Raw genomic sequence first — 12,274 nt, 5'->3', positions numbered from 1 at the left:
CCAGCTTCACACTTTATTATTCTAGCCAGTAACTCTCTAACACTGTAAGCCATTAATAGTCATCTCCTCAAATTCGCTATACGTTATTATTATATTGAGGATGCTGATAATGGTACTTAAAAAAGTAAAACAAGGCAGCTAATATACCTATATAGTTAAAACATAGAGCTTTTTAAATGTGTTATGAATATAATATTGTATATTGTGAATATAAGCGTTATATGATAAAAGCCATTTATAAATAGGACAAAAAGCACACAACATAATTAATAGCTTGTGTTAAATAATAACTGTTACTTGACAGGGAGCAGAATTCAATTTATTCAGATATAAAGTACACTCCACATAGGACTAGTAATGCTCCGAAAATTTTATTTATATCTAATCTTTGCTGTTTCAAAACAACTATTTCAAAATAAAGACTGCTTAAGATTTGCGCAGCAATAACCATAGTTAAGGTTGTAGTTATTCCTAACTTTGGTACTGCTTTGGTTGTAAAATAAATAATTAATGCCCCAAATATTCCACCAATAAGCAATAGAAATCTTATATTTAACACTTTATGATATTCATTTAAACTACCACTTAATATACTGGCTACAAACATAACAAATGACCCTACTAATAGACTATGTAGTGTCGCTACTTTAGGGCTTACAAGTTCGCCTAATTGTGAGTTTAAGCTTGCTTCTAATGTAGTAAATATACCTGCAGCAATTGCTAGTATGTATGGAAAAATTTCTTTCACTAGTTTCACCTCATAAATAGTGTTTGTACATATAAAATTATATTATTTAAACAATAAAATATTACTAATACAATAAATCAAAAAATTTCTATATTACTAAGAAGCATTCTTATTTGCAATATATGAAAAGCATTCAAGATAATTTCCGTTATATTGGATGTATGAAAATAGTATAAAAAGAAAGGGGGTGAACTTTAGTTAGGGTTTGGTACTTGTTATACACTCTCTCACTAAAGATAACGAATGATTGTATTTACATGTCAAAGTTTAGTTGCAGATATTGAAAAAAGATATGAGCTAAAATATGAAATTGAAACTTGTAAATGGATATTATTTAAGATTTAGTATTAAGGAACCAGGCTTTTATAAATGGTAATCCTATTTTTGTGGGCTTACAATGCAGAGTTAAATTTAACTAAATTCTAACTTATTATACACAAAGTGAAAAGGCAGATAATAATTAGTGTCTATATAAAACTCTGACTGCCGGAGCATGCTTACTGGCGATTATAATCAACACTTGCCACCCTACTTCTTTACTGGATTTGAACTTAATAATAGAAAAAGACACAGAAAGCAGCATTATTTGCTCTCCATGTCCTTTATAAGCATTGTTCACTTAATTAATTAAGACTTACCCCCTAATTTAAAACAACAGCTTAGGTATCAATACAGGTCATTTTAGCAAGTCTTCAATATCATCAAAACTAGTTCCCTCGGCTTCTTCACTTTCTTTATCTTCAATGGGTTTTATATCAACTTGAGCTACGGGATTTATTGGTGCAGTTTTATCAAGATCTATCTTTGTAGATTCCTTTTTTTCTAAAACAAGTCCATCAACTTTTACATAACGCATTTTCATTTTTATATCAATCTTTTGGTCTTTTGATATAAAAATACTTTGTCCAGTTTCTAAATTTTGAATATCCGTGTAAGTATATTTACTTTGCATGGTTACGTGCATATTACCATTACCTGTAGATATTATTTTATTTCCAAATATACTAGCTTTTTTTTCTACACCATAAGAATAGTTAGTTCTTTTTTCTTGACCTATTACTTTTTCCCACTCTGCAGAACTATCATAAGAGTTTTGTCTCATTATTATGTAGTTATTACAATTTTCTATAACTTGATTTCTAAGAGCAACCCCACCAGCTTTGTCTAAATCAGATAAACTTTGAAATGCTGGTATACACGTTACGTTGGCACTTCGAGATTTATTTAACAAGTCGATTGCAACATCACTGGCGTACGCATTAAATTCATCAAAAATAAAATATTTTCTTGTTTTATCTAAAAACAATTTAGATACTGCTTTTTTAGCATCTAATATTGCAAGTCTTCCTACTTGTTTACTAAGCTCTGGCTTACCAAGGCTATCTAAAACAATTAAGATATTGGCCTTTTCTTTTAAAGCTGTGTATACATCAATACCATCACTATTAAATATTTCGCCTGCCTCACTCTCCGCCGTAGTTGCAAACCGAGCCATTGCACTGTTTACTATAGGAGCAGTGGTTTCAATTATATCTGATAGTTTTGCATATTCATCAATTTCAATTTCGTTGTTATCTTTCATTTCTTCAATTAGATTTTGGAATAGAGTAGGCGAATACTTGATTATTGTATTTAAATCTAAAGGTATCTTTTTTATATTTAAAATCTTTATTAATTGTTGTAAATATCTTTCTGTATTTACTTTATAATGTGCTTCAGACCAATCACTCATGCCGATTAACATATCTTTTGCTTCTGTCATTCCAGCTCCTTTAAAAGGATTGTAATGGTCGCTTTCATCGGGTTTAACAAAGTTTACAACATATAATTGTCTATTATATGTTTCCGAAAGTGATTGCATATAATTTAATAAACTTCCATCCCCTAAATCTCCTTTTCCATCAATAGCAAAAACAGGGTGATTTTTTTGCATAGCACTCTCAATAAAATTTGCGATTGCAATTGTTTTACCAGCACCAGTCGTACCGGCTACAATTATATGTTTTGCATTATCATTTATTTTTACGGCATCAAAATCTACATAATCAGCACCAATCGTTGTAGTTCCTTCGTCATGCGTTTGTAAATTGATTTTTTCTAAATATTTATTTATTCTCTTTTCTTTTTCATTTTCTTTTCTTATATCTGTTTTACTTTTACCTTTCTTTTCTTTTTGTCTTTTTATATAATAAATTTCTGCTATTATACTGCTTAAAATTAAAGCTATTAATAATTGCCAAACTATATTAATATTCAATAGATAATTTTTATAAAGTGTAGATAGGGTTGCAGTTTTGTTATGTATTATAGCATCTAATATAATATTTAAAAATTTTATTGAATGTACTAAGTATTTCTGCATAAAACTAACTTTTAAATTTACAAGTATAGCTAATACAAAACTTGCAATACAAAAATATATTTTATTGATTTTCTTTGTGTTTATAAATATAACTGTTAGAACTATTGTAAGTACCACACTAGGTAAGCTAATAATTACAAAGATCACTAATAATATTAATGCTACTGCAAGAAATATAACCCTATCTGAACGACTAGTGTCGGTGTCATTATTACTATTCATTTTTACCTCCCTTAACATTATTACGTAATTTCTCTTGTAAGGTCGCTATTTCTAATTTATCAATATCTTTTAAAAAGCTTTCTTTTTGTACTATGGATTGAAAAAACCTATCTGTATTTAAATTAATTATATGTATATCCTTTAGGAATAAAAGACCTTTACGGTTCATTTTGCTTTCATCTTTTATTAGTCTTTCTTTTCTATTTTCGTTCATAGTTAATATTTTAATATTATAGGAATTATAAATAGATAAACTTCTAAAAATAGGTTCGATCTTCTCTAATAAGGCATTATATATCCAACTTTTAGAACGCTCAAAGTCCAAGAATATAAAAGTAACGACTCCATTTTCAAATGTATCAAAATAAATCTTGCTTGTGTTTAATAAAGAAAAGGCATCTTTAAATTCAAGTGATTTTATTTCTTCACTTTTTATTGACTTAACTTTTCCTTTATTTTTATTTAAAAATTCCATATCCGCCGCACTATCAATTTTATATTTTTGTAATTCAGTTTTGCATTTTTCTAAAAACCAAACATATGGTTTTGATGAATCAAAAAACTCTTTGGGTTCATCTATATATTCAGCTAAAAGACACGAGCTTTTTAATTGTGTCGATGTTGGTTTTTGCAAATGGGCAACGTTGGATTTATTTTTAAGATATTTAATAGAGGTATGTGTAAGTAAAACATATTTATTATTGTTTACGTTTATAATTTTCAAAAGTTTGTTTTTTTCCATAGCATGAACATCATCAAAAGTTTGATGTTCTGATTTAGAAGAGAACTTATATATTTGTTGTATAAACATATAACCGCCAAAATATTTAATAAGTTTTAAATAGTGCTCATATTTCAGAACTATATCTAAATAAGTCCATGGATTTATTTCTAGCTCTGCTGGTATTAAAATATCCTTATCAAGCTTCAATTTTTAACATCTCCCCACAACCTATTTCATTTGCAATATTATATTTTTCTTGTATCTGTTCTTTAGTATAATTTTTTGTGGTTACTTCTACACCTACCGTAACCCCATTACTAAAAAATGTTGCATCTACCATTGTATTTAATTCCTTATTAGGATTATTTAATTTATATTGTTTAATCAAATCATTTTCGTTTAACCACGTCTTTCTCTGTTCACGTTCTAAACTATAATAAATACCAGATAATTTTAAATCATGTTCAATTTGTCTTTCGTTGCTTCTATAAAAATTGTCTATAGTACTATTAATCTTTATATACGATTTACCTTTTTCATCTAAATGATAAACCTTAATTGTACTTGTGCCATTTATTACAACACCCTTTGAATATATGTAAGATTCTTTTTCAAGATTTTTTAATCTTTTTTCACTCAATCCAATAATTTGTCTTGCATCAAAATTAGATGTAACTCCAGTTCTTGCTATACCTTGCATTAGTTCAAAATCTCTTCCAGTTATACATTTGATTGCTGGACCAGCTTTTCTCCCTCTTGCCATTTTCTAAACGCTCCTTTTTCTTGCAATAAATTTATTTGTTTTAAATCTTAAATTTACTATATCCCATTCTTTAGAAAACAAATTTATAATTTCTTTAAGATCATATTCTATACCATTAGATAATTTCTTTTTATTTAATTCAACTATGCAAAAAGCATTATTATTTGCTATTCTAGTAATCTCATTTATTAATTTCTCTTTATCAGATATAAACATCAATAAAAAATTACACATTATTATATTATATTTATTCTTAGTTGGTATACCCTTGCTTAAATCCGCTTGTATAAAATTAAATATATTTATATCTATTTCTTTGTATTTGTTTATGTCTATAGCGGTAATATTTTTAAATCCAAGTTTATTAAGATAAAAAATATTTCTTGCCTTGCCACAACCTAAGTCTATTATTTTATCTTTTGAATTTATCTCATTAACAAATTTATTTATAAAAAACCTTGTATAGTCACTTCTACTTTTATTTGAACACTGGGGGCATATCCTTAAATCTTTCATGCGATCACCTTTTACTCATTAGATATTATTTTGAATTTGGAAGGTTATATTTGGGGGCTATATTAGAAATGTAATGTATAACGTGGACAAAATGACACAAGCAATTAAAAAAGTAAATTTATTTACGGTCGCTTGCGATTTTTTTTGCTGTTTGGTGTCGTTTTGTCCACCTATATTTTCAGTGAAACTGGAATATATATATTTGTTGAGGATGCTACGTTTTATTCATTAAAACGTAGTCCGTTTTGACTGAAATTCAAGCTAATTTATATATTTACATAATCTCTATATGTATATATTAATACTTTTTGTATCTGTTTTCAAGGGGCCTATTTCCTTCTTTTGGTTCTTCTTTCTTTTCTTCCTTAATATCTTCGGTTACTTTTTCTTCGGGTTCAAGGTCAATTTCTATATAGCTTTTTAATGATTTAGGTACATTTTTATTATATAATCCGTTTAGAAATTTAATTATTTCAGTATCAAAATCTTTGTTTTTATCCTTTAATGATACCTTAATTGCTTTCATTTTTTCCTCATTAAACTCCACTTTTAGTTGAATTTTTTTCATTTTTTAATCTCCTTATTTTCTTGTTATTTTTTATATTAATCTTAAATTATTTAATTCTGTAAGTTTTGTATTTGTTGTTGTTTTAATAATGATACATTTAATATACTAGTTTTAAATGGTATTGTATTGTAGTCTAATGCCTTATTTCTCATCATTTCTTTTGTTAATGGGTAAACATAAATAGATATTTTAGTTGTATTTGCGTCTAAAATTACAGCATATACTAATGATTTGTTATCATCTGATACACTAGGTTCTACTTGTAAAACGTTATTATCTTGGTCTTTTGCTAGAACTTTAATTGTAGCTACATTAGTATTATTTATCAAATTTACATTGAATTGCATTGAACTTTTATTCATAAATAATGCATTTACTATGCTATAATTTAATGAATACTTATTGCCTTTTACACTTAGTGTATCATTATAATGTATGTTTTGTACAACTGATTTTGTTGTTTTTTCGTTACTTATTGAACCATTACCAATCCTTTTTCCACATAAAAATGATAATATTATAGCAATAATTATTAATATTATGTATATTGTTTTTCTATTATTATAAAACATTTTGTTACCTCCATTACCTCTCATTTAATATTTCATTTTTAAGTTTTTTCAACTCATTTTCTGATATTGCTCCACTTTTTTTTAATTCATTTAGTTTGTTTAATTTATCGATTTTATTATTTATATTGTTATTATTATTGTTTAGCATTCTATTTTGTTCTTGTAATAGTCTGTTTGTACGACTTGGTTTAAAAAACAAATGCGCTATGGATGCTAATATAAATCCCATAACTGCCCCACCTATTCCTCCAGCTATTGCCACAAGAAGTCTTCCATTAGCTGCTCCTATAGGATCACCAACACTATATTCAAACGTTCTGTATGATACATCAAATAATAGTATTGCACATATTAACATACATATTGTAGTTGGATTTATAAGTGATATTTTCTTACGCATATCTTGTATTCCCCCTTTACTTTTTATCATATTTATCTAAACCATATTGCTTAATTGTTGTTACAAGTAGCCTCGCATAATTACTGTCTGTTGCATATCCTGCATTTTGTAAAGCCTGTGCTTGCTCTGCATATGTTTTCGAAGTAAATACTCCATATTGTGAATATCTTGCGTTTTGCAATAAAAAACTTGTGTGATCTTGTATACTTTCATCCCAATTATTATAAGCTCTAAATGGTGCTAATACTTCAATAATTATTCCCTGTGCATTCTCTTTTGTCATCATTTGTATAGTATTTCCGAGCCAATTATACGCCTTTATTCCAAATAAATTATTAGCTTTAGTTGTTAAACCACTTGAGCCTGTCCCACTTTCAAGTTTAGCTTGTGCTAATGTAATAGAAGCGAAAATCCCATCTTTTTTATATGATTCCATTGCTCCGACTGATACATTTTTAAAAAATTGTTCTTCTGTAAGATTAGCTTTTACAGATTTAACATTTACATTTCCAACTACGTTTTTCACTTCATTAATTCCTAATGTGACTGGATTATTCACATAAAAATATGCTATTGGTATGAATACCAAGAAGAACAATGCTACACCTATTGTAACAATTCTTCCTCTTGTTTTTTCATCACTTAGAGCTTTAAAAATTCTATATGCAATTCTAGGATTCATTATCTTCCTCCTGCATTACCAAATAAAACTTCTTTATATTTTGGAGCTTCTACTTGCAAATTAAATTTTTCATTACCACTTAAAAATAAGCAATTACCCCTATTGGAAGATTGAATTAATTTATATTCACTCTCATTTACATTTAGTAAATTCATGTACAATTTTTTATCAATACTTCCTGGATAAAACAGAAATTTATATGTAGGTATAGCAAACAATGGTTTAGTAAGTTCTGCAATATCTTTTGCTAAAAAGTCCTCTATATTTTGACTTGCGAGTATTATTGCACTATCTTTTTTTCTAACCCTTTTGGCAAAATTTCTAACGTACTTTACCATAACCAAGTTATCCAAAAACAAGTAAAATTCGTCTAAAATCGAAGCAGTATCTCCCTCAACCAATAATTTATTTGACATATATGAAAGTATATTAAATAACATTGCATTTTTTAAATTACTTGAAGCTTCCAAAAGGCTTTTAACTCCAAACGTTACGAACTTAAAGTTAGGTATATTAGTGTGTTTATTGAAAAATCTACTATCCGAACCGTTGCAAATTGAGTTTAATCCAAGTAATAATTTTTGTAAATGTTCTCTTGTATATATAGCATCTTTTTTGCTACCATAATCTTCGAATTCTTTATGTGTAGTCTCATATAAATCTGATAATATAGGGTACTCATTTGATTTTTTATTACCTAAATCACTTGTATAACTAATTTTAAATTTAAGATATGTTTTTTCTAGCATTACTTCTAACACATCTAATAATTCATCACTAAAATTTTTATATGCTCTAAAAAAATCTCTTAGAAATGATATATGCTGGCTTAATATTGTATTCTTCGAAAACGTGCCTATGTAATCAACATCATCTTTACTTAACTCGTATGTCCCATCATTAAACATCTTTGGTTCTAATACATTTATAACATATTGACCATTCATTAAATCAATAAATGTACCTTTTAGATTGCTAGTGAGTGTTATGTATTCATGCTCTGGGTCTAAACATATAATATTCTTTTTTTTCAACATTAAATTTGTCATTATTAGCTTTAGTAAATAGCTTTTTCCTTCTCCACTATTCCCTAGAATTAATATATTTGAATTAGTATGTGTATTAGTCCTTTTACCAAAATCAGTTATTATGCTTCCACCAAATTTATCTTTACCGAGTGGAAATCCATTCTTATCTATAGACCCACTATAGCTAAATGGGAATAGGTTTGCTACACTGCTTGATGGCATATGTCTTTCAAATTGTGTACCTAACTCTTTTGGATTTCCGCAAGGATTTACAGCAGTAAATCCTTGTTTTTGTCTTAGGAACAAATTATCAAACGTTATTCCCCCAAGCTTTATTATCACTGCATTTGTTAACTTATTTAATTCTTCTTGACTATTTGCTATAACCTCAATATAAACTTGTACTTTAAACATACTTTCGTCTTTATTTTGATTTAGATATTGGACTAGATTTTGTGTAACCTCTAGTTGCTGATTTGCTTTAGTTCTCTTTATAAATTGGTTTTCTGTTGTATCGGAAATGTTTTTATGAACGCTACTTTCTATTGAATTTTCATAATCATTGACACTCATTTTATTACAATATACTTTTAGTGTTATGTTACTTTTTTCTCCAAACTTCCTCAGTAGAGCCATGTTTTCAGAATGTAATGGGTAATTCCTAAGTGCAAAAACTCTTCTATATGTGTTACCGAAAATATAATAACTAGGGAAAAATTTAATTATACTTGGACTAATCATATCTACAAAATCTTTTATGTATGCTTTTTCTTGTTCTTCTATCGTAAGTGTCTTTTCTTTTTTATGTCTTTTTAATATGCTCATTTCCCCACCTCCTTTATATATCAAAATCTTCAATAATATTTCCACTAAAATTTCTTTCTAAGTAAACTTGAAGCATGTTTTTCAATATTTTTTTATCACAATTTAATATTGTGAATCCCCTATTTTCCAATGCTTGTTGTATATTAAAAACTACTTGTTCGCTTTGTGCATTCTCTGTTTTAAATGGAACAACTATATAAAATTCTCTACTAGAACCTTTTTCACTTTCTAATTGTTTTAAATTTTGTAAATCTCTTTCAAGCAACATTTTTGCTACTTCATCTGTATTATCATTTATCAAGCTAATTATATAATTTTTGTTATCTTCCAATCTTTCTACTTTATCAACCACTAAAAATTCTATACTATCAATCACATTACAAACAGCTTTCAGATTCAGTATTTCATTTAAAAGGAATTCATTAGTCAAAATATTTATATTTTTTGGTGCAATCCTTATGTAATATTTACAGTAATTTGTATTAGTTATAATATTATTTTCTATTCCACGAATATCTAAAAGCTCTTGAACTGTTCTGCTTGCTTGTTCTTTTGATTTACTATTTTGCATTTTTATATTGCCATCTTTTTTTTGTATTTTTAAAAAGGTCATTTTCTTCTTTCACCCCACTTATATACTTGTTGTATATTGAGTAAATAATTAAAAACTTTTAATAGTTGTTCCAACAAATTCGAACCATTATCAAGTATCCTTATACTTATAATTAAATATGTTATTGGCACGACTAGTGGTATTAAAGTTAAATTTTCAGCTGAATATAAAATAAATATTACAGTTAATCCACCAACAATAGCCAATTCTAAAACTGACAAACACATAAAGGTTTTTTTCTCTTTCAGATTTCCAGGATAAATAAACATTGTATAACCTCCTTGTAATATCTAGTGTACAAGGCACTAAGCCCCTTGTAATGGCTAAAATAAAAACTAGCCTTTAAAGGCTAGTTTTTTATGGAATTAAATTTGTGGTTTGTCCAACATTGCCCATTGGACTTCCTCCACCAGCTCCATGTCCACCGCCTGTATTACCAAAATTTTTAAATGCTTTACTTGCTGATCCTCCCATACTCCCAGTTGCACCTGTTGACATTCCATATTTACCTGCAATTTCTTCAACTTTGGATGCAGCCATAATTATACCAATCCCTAAAAATATTTTTGTTATGTCGCTTGCCATTAGTGCCAAGCCCATAAAAAGCAATGCAGTTTGTAAGACATTAGTTAATGCTATGGCCACCGTTTGTCTACACCAGCTCATAAATCCATCAGTATTACCTGAAGGTATACTAAATATGTATAGGTATCCAACCATAATGTGAGCGATATACATACCACCACGTTTTAATATTTGCACCAAACAAACCAATGTTGAAACTATTACTATTAAAAGGATTACCAAAAACCATATAATTCCAAAAGCTGCTTTATCAAGCGTGCTTGCTAAATTATCTAATGATTGTTGATAATTTGGTCTAGTAGTTATATTAGCAATTAATTTATTTATTGTTATTGATAATTCAAAAATGCGGATTGCTCCAACCTTTAGAAATAATATAGCAATTATTCCTTTGAATATATTTAATATAAGCAAATGGAAATTTATTGATTCATTTTCTAAATAAGATATATATACATTTACAATTGCAAATAATATCCCTACTGCTAAAAGAATCCAGCCTATGTATTCCATAAGTTGTAGAATATTATCTACAATCTCGTTATTAAACAAATCAATTGAAACATCTGACATGTATTTTAAAACTATACCCGCACCACCGAGTATCTTATCTTTTAAATAATTAAATATCACATCCATTTTTTTCACCCTCTAATTAGTTAATTAGTGCCCAACCCCAATTTGGGAATGTTATAACTAGGATTATTCCAACTATAAGTACTACAATATGTCCTAAATCTACTCCAGAACCACGCCTATATTCAACAACCGATTTGACTATTGCAACCAATGTAATAATAACAAGTATTACCGCACAGATTGGTACAATAACATTATTTACAATAGGCGTAGCTTGTCCCTCAAGTTGGCTTTTTGCATTTAGCAAGGCACTGTTAGGGTCAGCAAAAACATTTTGTGATATTGATGCCACAATTAAACTCGTACTAGCTCCAAAAACTCCAAATCTAGATAATTTCTTTTTCATTTGTTTCCCCCTTGGTTTTATTATTTGTTTGTTTTATGTATTAAGCCTATTGTATGACATTGCGCGTCACTTGTCAAACAATGTTGCCTAATTATTCCTTATTCTTTTTTAATGCCTTTATTTTATCTAATATTGCACTTTCACACCAATTAGATAATGATCTATTTTCAATCTTAGCCAATTCTTTAATTATTTCTTTAGTTTCTTGTGTTATTCTTAATGCAATTCTTTCGTTTTTTCCATCTTCGTTCGACATTTTCAACCTCCCATCTTATATAAACCATAAAACAAACAAATGGCATTGTCAAACAATGTCACCATAGTGTGCCCTTATATTTATAATTCTAATATTATATTTTGACAAAACATTTAGAAAATAAAGAACAACCACAGTTGTTGTTTAAAATTATTTTACAACCTTTTGTCTTAAATGTATTTAAATACCACATACATTGATATGACTGGCTTGAAAAAAATTAAAACAACACTTTCACCCCAGATATTATGATTTTTCAAAAAAAGAAATAGACAATCACAAAATTAATCAAATAAAAAAGGCCCCTGAAATAGTGAACTGAACCATGGTTAATGGACACTAAAAATAAACCCCTACCATAGAATATCTTGAATTTACGTAAGCTGACACCGTTTTTCATATGGTGTCAGTTTTGTTTTTAGTTG

At 28.0% G+C, this 12,274-nt stretch carries 15 protein-coding genes; all 15 read right to left on the bottom strand.

The window, feature by feature from the left end:
- Positions 1 to 319: 319 nt before the first annotated feature.
- A complete protein-coding gene (locus tag LGK95_RS20785) occupies positions 320 to 748 on the bottom strand; it encodes a DMT family transporter (RefSeq protein ID WP_226126814.1) in 429 nt (142 codons plus the stop codon).
- 676 nt (positions 749 to 1,424) lie between these two features.
- Positions 1,425 to 3,332, bottom strand: a complete 1,908-nt coding sequence (locus tag LGK95_RS20780; protein ID WP_226126813.1) for a type IV secretory system conjugative DNA transfer family protein — start codon at positions 3,330 to 3,332, stop codon at positions 1,425 to 1,427.
- On the bottom strand, positions 3,325 to 4,263 hold the full coding sequence (locus LGK95_RS20775) for a hypothetical protein (RefSeq protein ID WP_226126812.1): 939 nt from the start codon (positions 4,261 to 4,263) through the stop codon (positions 3,325 to 3,327). The genes LGK95_RS20780 and LGK95_RS20775 overlap by 8 nt, the downstream gene beginning before the upstream one ends.
- Complete coding sequence (locus LGK95_RS20770) at positions 4,253 to 4,819, bottom strand: hypothetical protein (RefSeq protein ID WP_226126811.1); 567 nt, start codon at positions 4,817 to 4,819, stop codon at positions 4,253 to 4,255. The genes LGK95_RS20775 and LGK95_RS20770 overlap by 11 nt, the downstream gene beginning before the upstream one ends.
- 3 nt (positions 4,820 to 4,822) lie before the next feature.
- Positions 4,823 to 5,335: a class I SAM-dependent methyltransferase gene (locus LGK95_RS20765; RefSeq protein WP_226126810.1), complete on the bottom strand. Its 513-nt coding sequence runs from the start codon at positions 5,333 to 5,335 to the stop codon at positions 4,823 to 4,825.
- 298 nt (positions 5,336 to 5,633) lie between these two features.
- Positions 5,634 to 5,903, bottom strand: a complete 270-nt coding sequence (locus tag LGK95_RS20760) for a DUF6103 family protein (RefSeq protein ID WP_226126809.1) — start codon at positions 5,901 to 5,903, stop codon at positions 5,634 to 5,636.
- A gap of 50 nt (positions 5,904 to 5,953) precedes the next feature.
- The gene (locus LGK95_RS20755; protein ID WP_226126808.1) at positions 5,954 to 6,475 is read right to left on the bottom strand and encodes a hypothetical protein; all 522 of its coding nucleotides are present in this window, start codon (positions 6,473 to 6,475) and stop codon (positions 5,954 to 5,956) included.
- 13 nt (positions 6,476 to 6,488) lie between these two features.
- Positions 6,489 to 6,875, bottom strand: coding sequence for a hypothetical protein (locus tag LGK95_RS20750; RefSeq protein ID WP_226126807.1), 387 nt, complete (start codon positions 6,873 to 6,875; stop codon positions 6,489 to 6,491).
- A 16-nt stretch (positions 6,876 to 6,891) separates the two neighbouring features.
- Positions 6,892 to 7,557, bottom strand: a complete 666-nt coding sequence (locus tag LGK95_RS20745) for a glycoside hydrolase family 73 protein (protein ID WP_226126806.1) — start codon at positions 7,555 to 7,557, stop codon at positions 6,892 to 6,894.
- Entirely contained in the window at positions 7,557 to 9,410 is a 1,854-nt protein-coding gene (locus LGK95_RS20740) for a VirB4 family type IV secretion system protein (protein WP_226126805.1), read from the bottom strand. Before LGK95_RS20740 ends, LGK95_RS20745 begins: the two co-directional genes overlap by 1 nt.
- A 13-nt stretch (positions 9,411 to 9,423) precedes the next feature.
- Positions 9,424 to 10,023 carry a hypothetical protein gene (locus tag LGK95_RS20735; RefSeq protein WP_226126804.1) on the bottom strand — a complete coding sequence of 200 codons (600 nt, stop codon included), beginning with the start codon at positions 10,021 to 10,023 and terminating at the stop codon, positions 9,424 to 9,426.
- Positions 10,020 to 10,292, bottom strand: coding sequence for a hypothetical protein (locus LGK95_RS20730; protein ID WP_226126803.1), 273 nt, complete (start codon positions 10,290 to 10,292; stop codon positions 10,020 to 10,022). The genes LGK95_RS20735 and LGK95_RS20730 overlap by 4 nt, the downstream gene beginning before the upstream one ends.
- Before the next feature lie 88 nt (positions 10,293 to 10,380).
- Positions 10,381 to 11,247 (bottom strand): conjugal transfer protein TrbL family protein, encoded by an 867-nt coding sequence (locus LGK95_RS20725; protein ID WP_226126802.1) that lies wholly within the window; start codon positions 11,245 to 11,247, stop codon positions 10,381 to 10,383.
- Positions 11,248 to 11,263: 16 nt separating this feature from the next.
- Positions 11,264 to 11,593, bottom strand: coding sequence for a DUF3852 family protein (locus tag LGK95_RS20720; RefSeq protein ID WP_226126801.1), 330 nt, complete (start codon positions 11,591 to 11,593; stop codon positions 11,264 to 11,266).
- Positions 11,594 to 11,684: 91 nt separating this feature from the next.
- The gene (locus tag LGK95_RS20715; protein WP_226126800.1) at positions 11,685 to 11,849 is read right to left on the bottom strand and encodes a type II toxin -antitoxin system TacA 1-like antitoxin; all 165 of its coding nucleotides are present in this window, start codon (positions 11,847 to 11,849) and stop codon (positions 11,685 to 11,687) included.
- Positions 11,850 to 12,274: the final 425 nt, after the last annotated feature.

It is taken from the genome of Clostridium algoriphilum (assembly GCF_020443705.1).
In the GTDB taxonomy this organism is placed as follows: domain Bacteria; phylum Bacillota; class Clostridia; order Clostridiales; family Clostridiaceae; genus Clostridium_AD; species Clostridium_AD algoriphilum.
The sequence above is the reverse complement of the archived record's forward strand: the minus strand, read 5'-3'. Positions and strand labels throughout refer to the sequence as shown.